The sequence below is a fragment of the Neobacillus sp. BF23-41 genome (assembly GCF_041106275.1).
The window spans coordinates 65,617-83,440 of the sequence record NZ_JBGBPR010000013.1 but is presented as its reverse complement, the minus strand read 5'-3'; the positions used below and the strand labels follow the sequence as shown (position 1 = coordinate 83,440).

Here is a 17,824-nt window from a genome sequence, read left to right as displayed (position 1 = left end):
TTCTAAATGAAAGAAAATAGAGTAAGGGCAGACCAATTGGTTGATGATTTTTTCCCCGTTCGAGATGTTGATTATATTGAAATTTACACAGGGAATGCCAAGCAGGCATGTCACTTTTTTTGCACTGCCTTTGGATTTCAACCAGTAGCTTACGCTGGTCTTGAAACTGGCAATCGTGAAACCGCTTCCTACTGTTTAAAGCAACGGAATATTCGCCTCGTCTTAACAGGCTCCTATACCGAAGACAGTGTAGTTTCCCAATTTGTAAAAAAACACGGTGACGGTGTGAAGGACATTGCCCTGTTAGTCGATAATGTCGAGAAAGCTTTTGAAGAGGCAGTGAAAAGAGGTGCCATTGTGATTGCTGCCCCATCTGAAATCAAGGATGAAGCAGGTGTGATTAAAAAAGCCGTTCTTGGTACATATGGGGATACCATCCATACGTTAATTGAACGGAAAAATTATCAAGGGGCATTTTTACCCGGATATGTCGCATACTCGGCGCCACTTCCGATTAAAGATGCCGGGTTAATTGGGATCGATCATGTAGTGGGTAACGTAGAGAGGATGGAGGAGTGGGTCGAATATTACGCTAAGGTAATGGGCTTTAAGGAAATGAAACATTTCTCTGACAAGGACATCACGACGGAATACTCAGCTCTAATGTCAAAGGTCATGCATAACGGAGGGCGGATTAAATTCCCTATCAATGAACCGGCAGTCGGAAAACGCAAATCACAAATTCAGGAATATCTAGAATTCTACAATGGTCCGGGTGTCCAGCATTTGGCGATATTAACGGAAGATATTGTATCAACTGTCGCTATTTTAAAGGAGAATGGGGTAGAATTCCTGAATACTCCACCAGCATATTATGAATCCTTAGGTGAACGCATCGGTAAAATTGATGAAGAAATTGAAAAGCTTCGCGAACTAAATATTTTAGTAGACCGTGATGATGAGGGGTATTTACTGCAAATTTTTACAAAACCAATAGTAGACCGTCCGACATTATTTGTTGAAATTATTCAACGCAAAGGGGCACGTGGTTTTGGTGAAGGAAACTTTAAAGCTTTATTTGAGTCAATTGAACGGGAGCAGGAAAGACGAGGAAATCTCTAATATAAATAGCAAGGGTTTAAAGGGGCAAAAGTATAGAGTGGAGTTGGAAAAGGGAGAGATATTACTCCCTTTTTTTAAAATTTAACCTGTAAGGGGTGAATGTTATAGAGATCTCGCCAAAAACACTGGAATGGAGAGAGGCATATAAACTATTAGTTGGTTCCATCCTTCCCCGTCCAATTGCCTTTGTTTCGACCATAGATGGAAATGGGACTGCTAATGCAGCACCATTTAGTTTTTTTACAGCGATTTGTGCGGACCCCATGCTCATATGTTTTTCACCGATGAGAAGAGGAACGGATGGGGCTAAGAAAGATACTCTTGTAAATATAGAAAGCACAGGTCAATTTGTCATTAATATTGTGAGTTTTAGTATGGCTGAGCAAATGAATGACTGTGCGATTGAATTCAGCCCGGATATCGACGAAATAGCAGAAGTGGGTTTAACCAAAGAACCAAGTATAGAAGTGAGTGTGCCGCGTATCAAGGAATCTCTCGTCCATTTAGAATGTGAACTAGAGCAGGTATTACATTTTGGTGATAAGCCTGGGGCAGGAAGCCTTGTGATTGGAAAAGTGGTTCATGTCCATGTCAATGATGAACTATTTAATAAAGGGCGAATTGATAGTGCCAAGTTGAAGCCAATTGGACGGATGGCTGGGAACATCTATACTGACCCGTTAGCTAAAATGTTTGAAATGGATCGAAAAATGGAGAAAAGGTGAGTGTCGTGAAATTCGTTACTTTTGAAAAAATGGATGGGACAATCCGAGCAGGCTGGTTACTTGACCAAGACCATGCCATTGATATGTATGAGGCATCAGGCGGGGTGCTGCCAAGTAATCTATTAGCTTTTCTTGAAAATAGTGACGCCAATCTGAAAACAGTGGCTAGTTTAACCCCATTTACAAAGGGACAAAAAGGCGTTTATCCATTGAGTCAACTTTGTTTAAAGGCACCACTACCTATTCCGAGGAGTTTTCGTGATTTTTATGCATTTGAGCAACATGTGAAAACAGCGAGGGAGAATAGGGGCCTCGAGATGATTCCAGAATGGTACGAAATCCCTGTCTTTTACTTTTCCAATCATCTTGCAATTAAGGGACCAGGAGAGGAAATAATCAAGCCTGTAAATTGTAACTGGCTTGATTATGAGCTGGAGATCGCATGCATTATTGGCAAAGAAGGAAGAAATATTACTGCAGATGAGGCAGATAAGTATATTTTTGGCTATTGTATTTTAAATGATTGGAGCGCAAGAGACCTACAAAGGAAGGAAATGAAGGTTGGACTGGGGCCCGCAAAAGGGAAGGATTTCTCGACTTCGATTGGACCGTGGATAGTCACAAAAGATGAGTTAGAACCATTTAAATTAGGTAAGGGCTTCAATCTTTCGATGAAAGCCCGTGTCAATGGGGTTCTTCTTTCCAAGGGGAATATGAAAGACTTATATTATTCCTTTGCTGAGATGATTGAGAGGGCTTCTGCTGGCGTGACTTTATACCCTGGAGAGATGATTGGTTCAGGAACAGTTGGTACAGGATGTATTCTTGAGCTTGGAGAGAAGGTCCATCGCTGGTTAATGCCTGATGATCAAGTCGAATTAGAGATTGATCATCTTGGAGTGTTACAGAATGAAATAATCGCTGAAGAGAGGTGAGAAGATGTATTACCGTCAAATGGGTAAGATTCCGCACAAACGGCATACGATGTTTAAAAAGGAAGATGGGAGTCTTTACAGAGAGCAGGTAATGGGGACTCGTGGATTCTCTGGAACCCAATCTATTTTGTATCATCAATATATGCCTACAGAAGTGGTGAAGGCAGAAATGGTCGGCAACTACTTACCCGAATATGAAGACCAGCAGCCGCTCAAACACCGCCACTTTTTTACAAGTAAAGTAGCAAACAAAGGGGACGCTTTAAATGCACGGGAATATATTTTGGGGAATCAAGATTTATTAATTGGAACGGCCAATGTGACGATGGCGATGCCAAGTTTTTATCGGAATGGTGATGGCGATGAAATGCTTTTTATCCACTATGGCTCAGGAAAACTAGAAACAATGTTCGGGAACCTTTCTTACAGTCCAGGTGATTATCTTATTATTCCGATTGGTACCATTTACCGTGTGATCCCGAACGAAAATGAAGAAACGAAAATGTTGTTTGTTGAATCCTTCAGCCAAATAACAACACCAAGACGATACCGAAATGAATATGGTCAACTTTTAGAGCATAGCCCATTTTGTGAAAGAGACCTTCGTGGACCGGAAGAATTGACGACATTTGATGAAAAGGGTGAATTTGAAGTTTTAACGAAATCAAGAGGGAAGATATCCTCGCATATTATAGGACATCATCCACTTGATGTTGTGGGTTGGGATGGATATTTATATCCATGGGCCTTTAACATCGAGGATTTTGAACCAATCACAGGAAGAGTCCATCAGCCGCCACCCGTCCATCAAACCTTTGAAGGTAATAATTTTGTCGTTTGCTCATTTGTCCCGAGGCTATATGATTATCATCCAGAATCGATTCCTGCTCCCTATTATCATAGTAACGTTAACAGTGATGAACTTCTTTATTATGTGGAAGGAAATTTTATGAGTCGTAAAGGAGTACAGGAGGGGTCCATCACGCTCCATCCAGGTGGGATCCCACATGGACCTCATCCTGGGAAAACGGAAGCGAGTATCGGAAAAAAGGAAACGCTTGAACTGGCCGTAATGATCGACACCTTTCATCCTCTAAAAATCGTAAAAACGGCACAAAAAATAGAAGATGCCAACTATATGTATTCTTGGTATGAAAAGTAGGATTAATGATTTTTCCAGAACAATCCAACGTAATACTAGTTGGATTGTTTTTTTCAATCTTGGTAAAAAGTGGTATGGTAGTAATAAGAAAAAATTGTAAATGAATAGAGGTGAAATCATGGAACTGGAATCAATAGTAACTAAATTAAAAAGCCATACTCCTAAAATTCTTGGAAGTGAGAAATTTTCAAAATATGCTGTCATGGTACCACTCATTGAAAAAGAGGATGAAATTCACGTGTTGTTAGAGGTTCGTTCTCTAGAACTAAGGAGGCAGCCTGGAGAAATATGTTTTCCAGGGGGGAGAATTGACGCACAGGATATCGATGAAAAAGATGCAGCTATCCGAGAAACGGTTGAGGAATTAGGCATTAACAAAGAGCAAATAGCAGACATTAACCCACTAGATTATATGATTTCACCATTTGGAATGATTATCTATCCTTTTGTTGGATACATTAAACATCCGAATAGAATCGTTCCAAATCCATCAGAAGTCGGGGAGATTTTTACTGTACCGCTATCTTTTTTTATAAATAATGAGCCAGAGATATATCATATTGAATTTAGGCCAGAACCTGAAGAGAATTTTCCCTTTGACCTAATTGTCGGCGGGGAGAATTATAATTGGCGGACTCGAGGGGTCGATGAATATTTCTACCGGTATCAAGGAAAAGTAATTTGGGGATTAACCGCTAAGATTCTTTCCCATTTTATTGAACTTATTCGTTAGTATCTATAAGAGCATATCCTTGGTTATTTTAAGAAACAATGATTATAGTTATATTGCAGCTTGAAATTCAAGGATAAGGAGTTTATTTTTATGAAAATCGTAGCAATCGTTGGCAGTAATAGAAAGCAATCTATTAATAAAAAGCTGGTAGAATTACTGAAGGAACGTTATCTCGAAAAAGTTGAAATTGAGATATTACCGATCGAAGGCCTTCCAATGTACAACCAGGATGATGAGTTAACACCAGCAGAAGTTGTGATTCATGTCAAAAAAATAGTGGCAGCAAGTGATGGTGTATTAATTGCCACCCCAGAATATAATCATGCCATTCCTGCATTTTTGAAAAATGCACTTGATTGGTTTTCGCGAGTGGATAAAGTAATGATGAAAAAACCAGTAATGATTGTTGGCGCCACACCAGGTGTTCTTGGAACGGTAAGAGCACAGGTTAATCTTAGACAAATATTAGCTGCTATGGGAGCATTAACGCTTCCTGGAAATGAAGTATTTATCAATGCTGTCCATGAAAAAGTGGATGAAGCCGGGAAATTAACACATGAACCTACCCTTGGATTCCTAGATACTGTGATGAATAACTTTATCGATTGGGTAGAAAAAACAAAACATTTGTAAACGAACATCTAAAACAGTGGATTTCGAGCGGAAATCTACTGTTTTTTTTTATGCGACTGTCCACTGGTGGTGTACAAATGTCTTTGTATAAAAGAAATAACTTGATTATTTTCTGAATATCGTTAAAATTAAAATTATATTTTTAGATATTAGGGAGATGTAGGGATGAAGGTCGTAAAGTTTGGCGGGTCCTCGTTAGCATCCGGAAAACAAATTGAGAAGGTATTTAAGATAGTTGTTTCAGATTCCGAGCGGAAGGTAGTTGTAGTATCTGCGCCAGGAAAAAGGTTTTCGGAAGATAACAAGGTGACTGATTTATTAATTGAATGTGGAGAGTTATGTTTGCAAAATAAAAATCCAAGGGAAAAATTTGACGCAGTCATCGATAGATATTCCATTATCGCCGAAGAATTATCCCTACCTTTAGAAATTATTAACGAAATTCATGACGATTTAACAAAGAGGTTGAGTAGCGACAAAACAAAACCGGATCGGTTTCTGGATTTATTAAAAGCGAGCGGTGAGGATAATCACGCCAAATTGGTAGCGGCTTATTTCCAGGAGCAGGGGGTTGAGGCCTATTATGTTGACCCTAAAGAAGCCGGTCTCCTCGTCAGTGATGAGCCTGGCAATGCTCAAGCACTACCAGAAGCCTATAGTCAGTTATATTCGCTGCACGAGCGTTCTGGGATTTTAATTTTCCCTGGATTCTTTGGATATAGCAAACAAGGAGAGGTTTTTACCTTTTCGCGAAGTGGGTCCGATATAACTGGTTCAATCCTTGCAAATGCACTGAAAGCAGACTTATATGAGAACTTTACGGATGTAGATGCTGTTTATTCTGTGAACCCTTCGATCGTAAGAAAGCCGAAGGAAATAAAGGAACTGACCTACCGTGAAATGCGCGAGCTTTCATATGCAGGATTTACCGTGTTACATGATGAAGCACTTGTTCCAGCATTCAGAGCGGGAATACCTGTTCAAATCAAAAATACAAACAATCCAAGTGCAGCAGGAACGAGGATTGTTTATGAGCGAGACAATACGAATGGGCCTGTTATTGGAATTGCAAGTGATCAAGGTTTTTGTAGTATATATGTAAGCAAATACTTAATGAATAGAGAGATAGGTTTTGGCCGCAAGCTTTTAAGTATCTTAGAGGACTTCGGACTATCCTATGAACATACGCCTTCTGGAATTGATGATGTTTCTGTTATCCTCCGTGAAAATCAAATGGATGCAGAAACAGAAAAGGCGATTAAAGAACGGATTGAAAATGAATTACATGCCGATCAAGTGAAATTTGAACATAGCCTAGCTCTCATTATGGTTGTCGGAGAGGGCATGCGCCATAATGTAGGAACAATGGCAAGAGCCTCCAAAGCATTGGCGAAAGCTCGTATTAATATCGAAATGATTAACCAAGGTTCATCTGAGGTGAGCATGATGTTTGGGGTTAAAGTAGTAGATGAAAAAAGAGCGGTTCAAGCACTTTATGAGGAATTTTTTGTCGCAGTAACGGTTTAATTTTAAGCGTAGTAAAAAGGTACGTCAAAAACGATGTACCTTTTTCTATAGCTCCTTTTTTAACTTAATCCTTGTTCGAATCCCAGCCCACATTGCAATAACCAGTCCGCCAATTGTATCAGCAATTAAATCCGTCATCGTATCTTTATTTCCGCCGCCTTGTAAGGTCATATCAAAAAATTGGTCAGAGCTAAATTCATAAATTTCCCATAGTACTCCACCGAGTGCTGCAAAGGATAACGTAAATAAAAATACAAACCACGGCGATATCTTATCTCCCGCATTTCGATGGACCAATCTTTCATATAAAGCAATTCCAGAAAAAGCAAGGATGGCTCCACTGACCACATGCATAAAGGTGTCCCACCAACCGAGTCCATACCAGCCTAATATGGAACCGAGATATTGTGAACCGACTAAGAAAATTAAATAAGAAATGACAATGGGCAAATTGAATTGGAGTTTAGTAAATAAGGCCAATAATAACGGGACTGCTCCACAAACAATTCCTCCAATGGCAACTGTTCCTTTAAAGGTTACATCGTTTGAAAAGTAGTAGACGGCTAATGCTGCCATAAAAATGACATAGATTAAACTGAAAATGATGACAAGCTTTCGATTCATAAATTTCCTCCTATCATACTTTAGGCTTTCGCACAAAGGCGTAAAAGGAGACTAGGAGTCCCCCCGCAAATCCACAGAGTAAGTCATACATTGTATCTGTATTTCCGCCTCTTTGCATGGTGTGAGTAAACGTTTGATCCCCCACAAACTCATAGATCTCCCAAAGTGCACTTGCTAGGACTGAGAGTGAAAGAACAAAAAGAAATAAAATCCATCTTGAAGCATCATTCCGCACATCTTTCGGGATGAATAATTTAAATAAAGTTATACCAACAAAAGCTACATACATACCCTTTAAAATATGAATGGTAGAGTCCCACCATTTATAATGAAGGTAAAAACTCGCGATCGATCCTAAAAATAATGTACAGAAAATTAACATATAATAGCCGATTATAATTGGGAGGTTAAATGGATTCTTTTTCTTAAATATTAGTAGGAGGGGCAATCCACTCACAAGAATGCCGCCAAGTGCTACTTGCCATCTCGAGGAATCCCCTTTAATAAGGTAATAAACAAATAAGGCAGACATTAATAAAATAAAAACAACACTTAAAAGGATAATTACTTTCCGTTTCAAATACTTCACCCCAGTAAACAAGATTCCTTACAATTATGTCCAATAAATACAAATGAAATCATGGAAAGTTAAACTGAGTGGAAATGAAATATTTGTTCTCGCATATACACATGGAAAAGAGTATATTTGATAAGTAGCAATTACTATAATTATGTACAGACTCAGGTAAAGAATAGATGGCGGAGGAAGCTATGCAAAAGGCACAAATACCAACTTACGAGCGAATTGCGATAGATTTAGCAAATAGAATCTACGATGGGAAATTTAAGGTAGGGGAAAAGATTCATGGCAGATCCACGTTAGCAAGTGAGTACAAGGTTTCTCCTGAAACTGTTAGAAGAGCAATTAAGATTCTAGAGGATGTCGAGATTGTCCAATCCACTAAAGGTAGTGGAATCGTCATATCTTCTCGGGAAAATGCCTATAAATATATTCAACGGTTTTCCAACATCGCAAGTATTAAAGATCTTGAAAAGCAAATGAACTCACTGATTTCTGAAAGAGACAAGCTCGATGAGCAGCTGTTTGACACGCTTAGAAAAATCATGGACTACTCTGGAAAGCTTCGTCACACGAACCCATTGGCGCCAATCGAGGTAGAAGTTTTTCCAGGCTGTATTCATATTGGACAAACTATTTCGGAATTGAAGTTTTGGCAAAATACCGGGGGAACCGTGATCGGCATGAAACGGAAAGGTGAATTAATTATCTCACCTGGACCTTATGCGGTAATTCTTGAAGGGGATGTCCTGCTTATCATAGGTGCTGAAGAAACTCATGACCGGGTGCTTCACTTTATGGAAGAGTAAAAAGGGTAAGGAATATGCGGAAAAGCCGGTTCATTTGTTAAATATACATTAAGCCCGTAAGGGCTTGATAAGAAAAGCCTATATCGTTTATTACTTAGTAATTTAAGATATAGGCTCTTTTTTTATTAAATTTTTATTAAAATGGAAATTCATTGTCTGATATATTGATTTGTTCGTTTCCAAACCGATCATTTGCCAGCTTTCCAAGTAAGATGGCGTTATCTTTTCGTAGTTTTTGGTTTTCTTCTTCTAATTTAGCTAATCTTCGTTTCAGCGATTCAATAAGCTTGTCTTTTGAACTTTCACTGAACGTATGTTTTTTAGTTTTAGCAGCGTTAAAGGAGCTTACGCTCCTTGATGACCCTGTAAATAATCCTGTTTCAAAAGCTGAAATATGCCGCAAGGCAGGAGTGAGTAAAACATTCCTTAATTTGCGTACGTGGACATTTTCTATTTTATAGAATTTCAAGATATAGTCTTTGGGGTCACGATGTTTTGGGTAATCTTTAAACAACCTTCTCACATCCCAAACATCTTGGGCGAGATATTCTTCCCGTTCTTTTGGGTCTTGAATGTATTCTACTTCGTGATGGGAAGGGTAGTCATTTTCATAGTGTCTTACCTGAACGTCAATATTTTCAAGTAATTGAACGAATCGTTCATCTTTGATTGCGTTATACCAATGATCGTAGGATTTGTATCCTGCTAAGATAGACAATTCATCATATTTTTTATCTCGATTCTCACGTTGTTTTAGTACTTCAAAAAACTTCTTCTGGATTTTTGTCATCCAGTAAGTATCGAGAACATCGAGAGGAAAAGGTGTGACAGTTGCTTTGCTCTCTAAACCCTCTACATTGATTTGATTAACTTTAGCTGCATTACTTTTTGGCATTTTCTCTCTCCTTACGTTTTTCTTCTTTATAATCGCTCATTCGTTTGTATTCTTTTTTATGGTCTTCTGCGTTTAAATGGGCGTATTTTTGCATTGTAGTTGCTACGTCTTTATGGCCGATTCTTTCTTGAATATACTTCCAGTTGATCGGTTCCCCTTTTCTGATATATTCTCTTGCCAATTCAGTTACGTGTGTGTGTCTCAACTTATGAGTATTTAAATGAATTCCTGTTTTTTTGCTGTAATTTCGAAGGGTAGAACTAAGTGTAGATTTTTTCATCGGTTTACCGTTTTCTTGTGGTCTATTGCTACTAACCACAACAAATAAGAAATCACTATCTGGGTCGCTTTTTACCCAATCGCTACTAATATATCTATCTATTAAAACCTAAGATCAGGAGGGAGATGAACAAACCTGTCTCTGCCATAACCTGCTTTAGCTCTTGAATCATTTTCGTTATTCGGTCTAAAACGTACCCAGATACCTTGCTCCCCATAATCAATATCTTCAAGTTTGTTGCCAAGAAGCTCACCTGACCTTAATCCACCTTCTTTAAGAATTAGCAGGATAATCTTATCTCGTAAGAGATTGACTGCATCTAGGTATCTCTTCACCAACGCAATGAGAGATAAAGATATGTTGTCACATACAAGACATACATTCTATGTGCAATTAGAAGATGTCAACAACCAATTAAAAATCTTTAATGGTCGATTTAAATTTGAATTGCCTCAATGACCCATTGTTCAAGTACCGGGTGCGATTCTTCAATAACGAAGGATCGTATTTCTTATTCAGCTAACGTGCAGTTTTGTTTAAAAGTATTGTAAAAAAAAGTTAAATTTGTAATATAATATAAGTAATTCGTTGGTTAGTTTGGAGGTGTTATGATGATTTGGATATATATATTTACACCAATCATTATATTGGTTGGAATAGCCATTTATTTTGACAAAAAATCTGGGGCGACTTCACCAGATGAAAGAACAGCTGATAAGTTAGAGGAATATCCACCAGATAATCCTTTCGGACCCAATAATTTTTGACCTTAAAATGATTCAAATACAACTTTTCAAAGACATTGTGAAGGATTGTACTTAAAGTAACGGGTGCTATACTTTAATAAGAAGTAAAAAAGGATCTTCCAATCGAAGATTCTTTTTTCATTGCCTATAAGGTCGCAATTGCTTAGTATTTTTGCTAAGGTTCTGTCTGATAGTAGAACTACTTTTCTGCTTTTAAACAAATTCTTATCAAAAATGACTAAGTATTTTAGGATTTATTAAAAAACCTTCGGCTAAAATAGGAAGTTTTCCGTCTAATAGGTATACACAAAAAAACAAAGGAAGGTGAACATCATAATTGAGTCTAATCACAGAATTCCAGAGGACAACGATAAAGCTTTTTTAGGGCTATTTCGACAATACGAACAGTATATTTATAGGATGGCGTATGTTTACGTGAAAAATAAAGATGATGCACTAGACATTGTTCAGGAAACAGCATACCAGTCCTACCTAAAATTTAATACTTTGAATGACTTGAAGCTTTTTAAAACTTGGATCATTAAAATTACAATAAATTGTGCTATTGATTTATTAAGAAAAAAAAAGAAAGTGATTCCTTTAAACAAGGAAGTTGTTGAATTTATTTCTAAGAGTAGGGAAGATATCCCTTTGTCACTAACACTACAAGATTTGTTAGACGCACTAAACGAAGATGAAAAAACTGTTCTATTACTAAAATACTATCAAGGATACACTTTTAGTGAGATTTCGGAGATTTTGAATACACCATTAAGCACGGTGAAATCCGTTTTATATCGAGCATTACAAAACCTTCGCAAAAAAACTAGGAGGGCTGATATGTATGGACAATAAGATAAGACAAGAGCTGGATAAAATAGAGATCCCAAAGGAATTAAATAGTAGGGTTATAGTAGGGATGGAGAATGCAAAAAGAGATTACGAAAGGCAACCTAAACCTGAAAGCAAGGGTGATAGAAAAATATGGAGTCTTAGAAGAAAAATAATGTTTTTCAGCAGTGTTGCTGTATTATTACTTGTTGTGTTTATAAGTTCTGCTTTTGTTTCTCCTGCAATGGCAAAAGTGATTTCTTCCATTCCATATTTAAGTTCAATTTTTCAATCAGAACCCATAGGTAGCCTAATTTTTGATGAATTAGAGGAAAAAGGGTACAAAATTAGTGGAATAGGAACCCGTTACTCGCCACATAAAACATTCTTTGTAACATTAGAAGGAACAGACGAATATTATCGCGAAATCAAAGATGAAGTTAAAAAGACTGTAAGAGAGATTTTAAAGTCAAAAGGCTATGATGCCTATTCCGTAGAAGTCAAAAAAGTGCGAAAAGAAGATTATGTCCTTAGTGAGGAAGAAAATAAAGAAAAAAATATCATCGAAAATGAGGTTACAAAAAAATTAAAACAACTAAACTATAAATTTGATCAGGTACAAACTGACCCAACGGAGAAAACAATTTTTATTAATATAGTCGGTTCCAAGAAATATTATCATTCCGTTCATGATGATGTTAAGAAAATGGCATTAGAAGTTGCGGACGGAAATAAATATAAAGGTTATAAAATTAATGTAACTAGAGTAACAGTGGAGGTAAGACCATCCGGTAAAGGAGGTCAAATTACATCTACGATTGCTGAAGGGCTTATGTCAAAAAAAGAGTTTAAAGTTACAGGTGTAGGTTATAAAGATAAACCGTTGAGCTTTATAATAAGTACCTCTATCTTAAGTTCTGATCCAACAGCTAGAGCACTTGGAACTGAAATCGAATCAATGATTGTTGAATTTCTACAATCCGAGGAAATATCGCCAATAGTGGATAATGAGCCTTATGAAATTATTGTAAATAGTAAAGACAATAAGAAGATAAACTGAAGAGCAAAGGCTGCCAAGCTTGACCTAACCAAGAACGGAGAGGTAACTGTGGCAGCTTTTCTTATTGAACTAACGAAGCAGGATAGTTTAACAAGAAAAAATTTTTCCAATAAAAACACAGGGGTCAACTAACCCCCGTGTTGAATTACCTTTGATTCTCTAACGATAAATTCAATCCTTTTTGATAATATTGCTTCATCATTTCTTCAGGAACCATATTTCCACCAGTCCCCCAAATAATATGTGTACTTTTACTCATTTTTTTCGTTAAATTATGCTTCAGTAAATAATCGGTTCCTTCTTTAGATAATTTAATTGGTCCTATCATGCCTGCTAGTGCTGAAGGTTCTAAATGAATCCCCTCTGTATCAACTAGTTCCTTTAATAGCTTATACAACTGTTCATCGCTAACCGTATAATTACCACTTAGAAACGGTTCTATAGTTTTACCTACAAACCCAGATGGTCTTCCTACAGCAAGTCCATCAGCGTCTGTTACATTATCAATACCAATATCTTGCACAGAAATTTTATCATGAAGTCCAGTCATTAAACCAAGTAACATACATGGAGAGTGGCTAGGTTCTGCAAAGAAACAGTGAACATGGTCTTGATAAAATAACTTCAAACCAAAAGCTATTCCGCCAGGACCACCGCCTACTCCACATGGAAGGTAAACAAACAAAGGATGATTTTCATCAATTGTTATCTCTAACTCTTCTAATTGTTTTTGTAATCGAGATGCTGCTACTGCGTATCCTAAAAATAGGTCATAAGAATTTTCATCATCTACAAAATAACATGTAGGATCCCGATCTGCTTGGAGTCGACCTTCCTCTACTGCTTTACTATAATCCGATTCATATTCAATTACATTAACATTTTTGCTTCGAAGTAAGTCTTTTTTCCATTGTTTTGCATCAGCCGACATATGAACGGTCACATTAAAACCTAACTTTGCACTTATGATACCTATACTAAGTCCTAAATTTCCAGTCGAACCTACTGCGATTGAGTATTGGGAGAAGAATGTTCGAAACCTATCACTATCTAAAATGGAATAGTCATCTTGAATCGTCAACAATTGATGTTGAAGAGCTAATTCTTCTGCATGTTTGAGAACTTCATAAATCCCGCCCCTTGCTTTTATAGACCCTGATATAGGAAGGTGACTATCACACTTAAGCAATAACTCACCTAATATAGGTTGTCGATAATCCTGCTCTAAGGATTGTTTCATGGAAGGAATTCTCACCAAAGGAGATTCTATTATCCCATTCATCTTTTTTGTTTCTGGGAAAACTTTGGCAATATATGGAGCAAAACGTTTCAATCTTTCCTCTGCATCCTTTACATCATCTTGAGTAAGGGGGGATTTTGTAATTCCTGTTTTAAACTTTTCAATTTTAGGATTTAACCACAATATTTCATTCATCGAAATGAGTTTGTTTAGTAAAGGATAGTTTTCTTTCCATGTTTGTAGATCTCTGAATTCAATCTCTTTCACTTTGATAGTCCTCCTCATTGACTTGATTATAGTCATCAAAACAATGTAAAATATAATTTAATGATTGTTAAATGCAGTTTAACATAGATATTTTTGGTTGTTAAGTATTATTTAAAAACGTTAAATTTAATTTAACGATTTATTATCAAGGAGTGCATAGTAATGGAAAATATAGATATTGGTAAGAAGGTTGAAAAATATAGAAAAGCTAAAGACTTAAGCATTAGAGAATTAGCAAAGTTAGCTGAAATAACGCCTTCAATGTTGAGTCAAATCGAACGTGGCTTAGCAAACCCTTCTATTCAGACTCTTAAAGTTTTAGCGAAATCCCTAGACGTTCCTACATTTAGTTTTTTCATTGAAGAAACAAACACGGTTGATTTAGTTGTTAGGTCTAGTCACCGAAAGAAAATGATCATTGAAAACTTATCCTATGAGCTAGTTTCACCTGATTTTACTGGAAACCTGGCAACAGCCATTATGAATTTTCCACCGAAGACTGCTTCATCTGAGAAACAGTTGGAGCATAAAGGAGTAGAAGTTGCTTATGTATTAGAGGGGAAAATTAAAGTGTTTTTAGATGATGAAGAATACATATTGGAATCTGGTGATAGTGTAAAAATACCAGCACAAATGAAGCATAAATGGGAAAATAATTTTAATGAACATGCTGCCATACTTTTTTCGGTGACTCCACCAATTTTTTAATTTTCTTATTTAACAAACGGTCACAGATTACTTGAAGTATGTATGTTAAATATTTAAATAAAGATAAAAAAAGGGAGTAAGGATTTTCTTATATAACTATCCTTACTCCAATATCCAATGTACCTTTAATTCGAAGACCGGCTTTTGCTTTTTAATTATTCTAATAATCCTTCTGTTTCCAAAAATTCTTTTGCGACTTTGGCAGGTGACTGTTTGAGACTGTCGACCTTATAGTTGAGTTCGCGCATTTTTTCATCCGTCAACTTACCAGATAAAGAATTAATAACTTTTCTTAATTCTGGATGTTCTTTTAATGTTTCTTCTTTTAACATTGGTACGGCATAGTAAGGAGGGAAGAAGTTTTTATCATCCTCTAATACCTTCAATTTAAACTCTTCAAGTAACCCGTCCGTCGAAAAGGCATCGATGACATCACTTTTATGGTTGTTTAATGCAGTATAGCGTAACCCGCCGTCAATGGCTTTTACGTCTTTAAATTTCAAATTATACTTTTGGGAAAGTCCGATTAATCCGTCCTCGCGATTTGGAAATTCGATCGTTGGACCCATGGTTAATTCCGAGCTTACCTTTGCTAAATCAGAGATCGTCTTTAAACCATATTCTTTTGCGGTGTCTTGACGAATTGCTAAGGCATAGGTGTTATTAAATCCAAGTGGTTTTAACAATTCAAAACCATATTTTTGCTTGAATTCCTTCTGGACAATATCGTAGACGATGTCCGGATCACTCTGTGGCTTCTTCTTTAAGATATTAATTAATCCTGTCCCCGTATATTCAACATACATGTCAATGTCCCCATTTTTAAGGGCACTGAAGGCAACCTGACTACCACCAAGATTTAGTTTTCTTTCTACTTGAATATCAGTCTTATTTTCTATTAAGTCAGCGAGCATATTACCTAATATCATTTGTTCGCTGAAATTTTTTGAACCAATTACAATTTTATCCTTTGCGTTTGCCTTTGAATAAGCAGTAAAAGTCCCTGCAATGATTAACAAAATACAGGCCATACTAATCATTATTTTTTTAGTGGTTTTACCAGTCTTTTTTGCTGATCTTTGCTTGCTTGTATAAGAAAGTGAGGATTCGAGTTTTCCGACAATAAAATCAATGAGAAGTGCAAGAATACAGGCTGGAATAGCTCCGGCCAAAATCATATAATTGTCAACTGTTTGCACACCAGAAAATACGAGATACCCAAGTCCGCCTGCACCGATGAAGGCGGCAATTGTCATTAATCCAACAGCGGTAACCGCTGAAATTCTGATACCCGCCATAATCATCGGGAAGGCTAGTGGTAACTGAACCTTTCGCATCGTTTGACTCTTGGTCAGACCGATACCTCTGGCGGCTTCCAGAATGTCTCCATCAATATTCGTTAAACCAGTGTAAGTGTTTTTAACGATGGGAAGCAGCGAATATAGAACGACCATGATAATCGCTGGGGTACTGCCGATTCCAACGAATGGGATGAGAAATCCAAGTAATGCCAAACTCGGTACAGCTTGAATCACATTCGTAGTTCCAATAATAGGTTTTGAGAGCTTTGGTTCTCTTGAAATTAATATACCGAGCGGAATCCCAATTATAATCGCTACTAATACAGAAATCACACTTAAGTAAAGATGCTGGCCAAGTAAACTTAAAATCTGTTCATAGTTTGTGGTTAAATAGTTCCAAAATCCACTCATTAAAAGGCCACCTCCAAATCAATTAGTTGGCTGCTTAATGCAGATAGAATACTACTTCTTGTAATGAGACCAATTAATTGGTTATGACTATTCACAACAGGTACATAACCGATTTTATGTTCATTCATTGTAGCTAACACAGAAATTAAATTGGCACCCTGTGAAACGGAAAGAACATTTTGTTCCATAATCATTTCAATCGACGTCGTTCGATTTAACAACTGGATGCTTTTTAATGTCACTAAACCCTTAAGGACATTATGTTTGTCAGTAACTATTAGGCTGTCTACCTTATGGTCCTTCATAATCTCAATGGCCTGAAGTACGGTTCGCCTTGCGGTAATTTTTACTGGGTTAGGAATCATAATATCCTCGGCCATTAATAATTCAGGATTATTCCAAACTCTTCTTTTTCCAATAAATTCTTCAACAAAGTCATTAGCAGGATTTTTAAGAATGTTTTCAGGCGTATCATATTGGAGAATATCACCGTCTTTTAGAATGCAAATCTTATCTGCTATTTTAATAGCTTCGTCCATATCGTGGGTGACGAAAATAATCGTCTTGTTTAATTCCTTTTGCATTTGGAAGAGTTCATCTTGAAGGGAGCTTCTTGTGACTGGATCTAAGGCGCTAAATGGTTCATCCATTAAAATGATATCGGAGTTGGTTGAGAAGGCTCTTGCCACGCCAATTCTTTGCTGTTGTCCCCCGCTCAATTCCTTCGGAAAACGATGTAAGAACTCCTTAGGATCTAAGCCGACCAACTCTAGCAATTCACCTGTTTTTTGGGCAATCGCAGTGGGATCTTCACCCTTTAGCTTTGGAATCAATTCTAAATTTTCTTTAATGGACATATGTGGAAATAAACCAGTATTTTGAATAACATAGCCAATGTTTCTGCGGAGCTCAATCGGATTTATGGTTGAGATATCCGTCCCATTTACATAAATTTTTCCAGAAGTTGGCTGAATCAATTTATTAATCATTTTCAGTAAGGTGGTTTTCCCACAGCCACTCGGTCCAATAAAAACAACTAACTGTCCAGCCTCAATATCTAATGAAAAAGGATTAATAATTGTTTTTGTCCGATACTTCTTAACAATGTTTTTAAATTCTATCAATTCCATTCCCCCCAATAATTAATTTGTCTTGCATCAATGCAACAACTTAATGGTAACATAAAAGTTGTTTCTTTGTCTAATTACCTAATCGGTTATTCTTTCCAAATCAAT

The 17,824-nt window shown here is 37.0% G+C and carries 20 protein-coding genes; 12 read left to right on the top strand and 8 right to left on the bottom strand.

Annotation, left to right across the window (positions count from 1 at the left end):
• Window positions 1-6: 6 nt before the first annotated feature.
• The 7 genes from hppD to AB7942_RS19230 all read left to right on the top strand — a co-directional run bounded on the left by hppD (window position 7) and on the right by AB7942_RS19230 (window position 6,837).
• Window positions 7-1,122: a 4-hydroxyphenylpyruvate dioxygenase gene (hppD, locus tag AB7942_RS19260; RefSeq protein ID WP_369448126.1), complete on the top strand. Its 1,116-nt coding sequence runs from the start codon at window positions 7-9 to the stop codon at window positions 1,120-1,122.
• Between the two features lie 104 nt (window positions 1,123-1,226).
• Window positions 1,227-1,847 (top strand): flavin reductase family protein, encoded by a 621-nt coding sequence (locus AB7942_RS19255; RefSeq protein WP_098931996.1) that lies wholly within the window; start codon window positions 1,227-1,229, stop codon window positions 1,845-1,847.
• Window positions 1,848-1,852: 5 nt separating this feature from the next.
• On the top strand, window positions 1,853-2,782 hold the full coding sequence (locus tag AB7942_RS19250) for a fumarylacetoacetate hydrolase family protein (RefSeq protein WP_369448183.1): 930 nt from the start codon (window positions 1,853-1,855) through the stop codon (window positions 2,780-2,782).
• A gap of 4 nt (window positions 2,783-2,786) precedes the next feature.
• Complete coding sequence (locus tag AB7942_RS19245; protein ID WP_335397112.1) at window positions 2,787-3,944, top strand: homogentisate 1,2-dioxygenase; 1,158 nt, start codon at window positions 2,787-2,789, stop codon at window positions 3,942-3,944.
• Window positions 3,945-4,062: 118 nt separating this feature from the next.
• Complete coding sequence (locus AB7942_RS19240) at window positions 4,063-4,677, top strand: NUDIX hydrolase (RefSeq protein WP_098931872.1); 615 nt, start codon at window positions 4,063-4,065, stop codon at window positions 4,675-4,677.
• Between the two features lie 90 nt (window positions 4,678-4,767).
• Window positions 4,768-5,310 (top strand): NADPH-dependent FMN reductase, encoded by a 543-nt coding sequence (locus AB7942_RS19235; RefSeq protein ID WP_369448125.1) that lies wholly within the window; start codon window positions 4,768-4,770, stop codon window positions 5,308-5,310.
• Between the two features lie 165 nt (window positions 5,311-5,475).
• Window positions 5,476-6,837: an aspartate kinase gene (locus tag AB7942_RS19230; RefSeq protein WP_369448124.1), complete on the top strand. Its 1,362-nt coding sequence runs from the start codon at window positions 5,476-5,478 to the stop codon at window positions 6,835-6,837.
• 45 nt (window positions 6,838-6,882) lie between these two features.
• On the opposite strand, the gene AB7942_RS19225 is transcribed toward AB7942_RS19230, so the two are convergent.
• Both AB7942_RS19225 and AB7942_RS19220 read right to left on the bottom strand, forming a co-directional pair.
• A complete protein-coding gene (locus AB7942_RS19225) occupies window positions 6,883-7,461 on the bottom strand; it encodes a DUF2238 domain-containing protein (RefSeq protein ID WP_369448123.1) in 579 nt (192 codons plus the stop codon).
• Between the two features lie 13 nt (window positions 7,462-7,474).
• On the bottom strand, window positions 7,475-8,050 hold the full coding sequence (locus AB7942_RS19220; RefSeq protein ID WP_369448122.1) for a DUF2238 domain-containing protein: 576 nt from the start codon (window positions 8,048-8,050) through the stop codon (window positions 7,475-7,477).
• Window positions 8,051-8,232: 182 nt separating this feature from the next.
• Here AB7942_RS19220 and AB7942_RS19215 point away from each other — a divergent pair, with 182 nt between their 5' ends.
• Entirely contained in the window at window positions 8,233-8,850 is a 618-nt protein-coding gene (locus AB7942_RS19215; protein WP_088090513.1) for a GntR family transcriptional regulator, read from the top strand.
• 136 nt (window positions 8,851-8,986) lie between these two features.
• Here AB7942_RS19215 and AB7942_RS19210 read toward each other — a convergent pair whose 3' ends face one another.
• From AB7942_RS19210 to AB7942_RS19200, 3 genes are read right to left on the bottom strand one after another with little or no spacing between them, the layout of a single operon-like run.
• Window positions 8,987-9,745 carry a hypothetical protein gene (locus AB7942_RS19210; protein WP_369448121.1) on the bottom strand — a complete coding sequence of 253 codons (759 nt, stop codon included), beginning with the start codon at window positions 9,743-9,745 and terminating at the stop codon, window positions 8,987-8,989.
• Complete coding sequence (locus tag AB7942_RS19205; RefSeq protein WP_369448182.1) at window positions 9,732-10,115, bottom strand: tyrosine-type recombinase/integrase; 384 nt, start codon at window positions 10,113-10,115, stop codon at window positions 9,732-9,734. The genes AB7942_RS19210 and AB7942_RS19205 overlap by 14 nt, the downstream gene beginning before the upstream one ends.
• Window positions 10,116-10,126: 11 nt before the next feature.
• On the bottom strand, window positions 10,127-10,360 hold the full coding sequence (locus AB7942_RS19200) for a site-specific integrase (protein ID WP_369448120.1): 234 nt from the start codon (window positions 10,358-10,360) through the stop codon (window positions 10,127-10,129).
• Between the two features lie 273 nt (window positions 10,361-10,633).
• Here AB7942_RS19200 and AB7942_RS19195 point away from each other — a divergent pair, with 273 nt between their 5' ends.
• The 3 genes from AB7942_RS19195 to AB7942_RS19185 all read left to right on the top strand — a co-directional run bounded on the left by AB7942_RS19195 (window position 10,634) and on the right by AB7942_RS19185 (window position 12,662).
• Window positions 10,634-10,792 carry a hypothetical protein gene (locus tag AB7942_RS19195; RefSeq protein ID WP_369448119.1) on the top strand — a complete coding sequence of 53 codons (159 nt, stop codon included), beginning with the start codon at window positions 10,634-10,636 and terminating at the stop codon, window positions 10,790-10,792.
• Between the two features lie 303 nt (window positions 10,793-11,095).
• Window positions 11,096-11,626 (top strand): sigma-70 family RNA polymerase sigma factor, encoded by a 531-nt coding sequence (locus AB7942_RS19190; RefSeq protein ID WP_369448118.1) that lies wholly within the window; start codon window positions 11,096-11,098, stop codon window positions 11,624-11,626.
• On the top strand, window positions 11,616-12,662 hold the full coding sequence (locus AB7942_RS19185) for a DUF4179 domain-containing protein (RefSeq protein ID WP_369448117.1): 1,047 nt from the start codon (window positions 11,616-11,618) through the stop codon (window positions 12,660-12,662). Before AB7942_RS19190 ends, AB7942_RS19185 begins: the two co-directional genes overlap by 11 nt.
• A 145-nt stretch (window positions 12,663-12,807) precedes the next feature.
• Here AB7942_RS19185 and AB7942_RS19180 read toward each other — a convergent pair whose 3' ends face one another.
• Window positions 12,808-14,169, bottom strand: a complete 1,362-nt coding sequence (locus AB7942_RS19180) for a D-serine ammonia-lyase (protein ID WP_369448116.1) — start codon at window positions 14,167-14,169, stop codon at window positions 12,808-12,810.
• Window positions 14,170-14,331: 162 nt separating this feature from the next.
• On the opposite strand from AB7942_RS19180, the gene AB7942_RS19175 reads away from it, so the two are divergent.
• On the top strand, window positions 14,332-14,877 hold the full coding sequence (locus AB7942_RS19175) for a cupin domain-containing protein (RefSeq protein WP_369448115.1): 546 nt from the start codon (window positions 14,332-14,334) through the stop codon (window positions 14,875-14,877).
• A 155-nt stretch (window positions 14,878-15,032) separates the two neighbouring features.
• Here the strand turns inward: AB7942_RS19175 and AB7942_RS19170 are convergent, their stop codons facing one another.
• Complete coding sequence (locus AB7942_RS19170; protein ID WP_369448114.1) at window positions 15,033-16,589, bottom strand: ABC transporter permease/substrate-binding protein; 1,557 nt, start codon at window positions 16,587-16,589, stop codon at window positions 15,033-15,035.
• Window positions 16,589-17,713 carry an ABC transporter ATP-binding protein gene (locus tag AB7942_RS19165; RefSeq protein ID WP_369448113.1) on the bottom strand — a complete coding sequence of 375 codons (1,125 nt, stop codon included), beginning with the start codon at window positions 17,711-17,713 and terminating at the stop codon, window positions 16,589-16,591. The genes AB7942_RS19170 and AB7942_RS19165 overlap by 1 nt, the downstream gene beginning before the upstream one ends.
• Window positions 17,714-17,824 lie beyond the last annotated feature (111 nt).

What these genes read in the sequence shown, in the direction of transcription:
- hppD (WP_369448126.1), top strand. Translation starts at nt 7, where the DNA reads ATGAAAGAAAATAGAGTAAGGGCAGACCAATTGGTTGATGATTTTTTC.
- AB7942_RS19245 (WP_335397112.1), top strand. Translation starts at nt 2,787, where the DNA reads ATGTATTACCGTCAAATGGGTAAGATTCCGCACAAACGGCATACGATG.
- AB7942_RS19240 (WP_098931872.1), top strand. Translation starts at nt 4,063, where the DNA reads ATGGAACTGGAATCAATAGTAACTAAATTAAAAAGCCATACTCCTAAA.
- AB7942_RS19235 (WP_369448125.1), top strand. Translation starts at nt 4,768, where the DNA reads ATGAAAATCGTAGCAATCGTTGGCAGTAATAGAAAGCAATCTATTAAT.
- AB7942_RS19230 (WP_369448124.1), top strand. Translation starts at nt 5,476, where the DNA reads ATGAAGGTCGTAAAGTTTGGCGGGTCCTCGTTAGCATCCGGAAAACAA.
- AB7942_RS19225 (WP_369448123.1), bottom strand. Translation starts at nt 7,461, where the DNA reads ATGAATCGAAAGCTTGTCATCATTTTCAGTTTAATCTATGTCATTTTT.
- AB7942_RS19215 (WP_088090513.1), top strand. Translation starts at nt 8,233, where the DNA reads ATGCAAAAGGCACAAATACCAACTTACGAGCGAATTGCGATAGATTTA.
- AB7942_RS19210 (WP_369448121.1), bottom strand. Translation starts at nt 9,745, where the DNA reads ATGCCAAAAAGTAATGCAGCTAAAGTTAATCAAATCAATGTAGAGGGT.
- AB7942_RS19195 (WP_369448119.1), top strand. Translation starts at nt 10,634, where the DNA reads ATGATGATTTGGATATATATATTTACACCAATCATTATATTGGTTGGA.
- AB7942_RS19185 (WP_369448117.1), top strand. Translation starts at nt 11,616, where the DNA reads ATGGACAATAAGATAAGACAAGAGCTGGATAAAATAGAGATCCCAAAG.
- AB7942_RS19175 (WP_369448115.1), top strand. Translation starts at nt 14,332, where the DNA reads ATGGAAAATATAGATATTGGTAAGAAGGTTGAAAAATATAGAAAAGCT.
- AB7942_RS19170 (WP_369448114.1), bottom strand. Translation starts at nt 16,589, where the DNA reads ATGAGTGGATTTTGGAACTATTTAACCACAAACTATGAACAGATTTTA.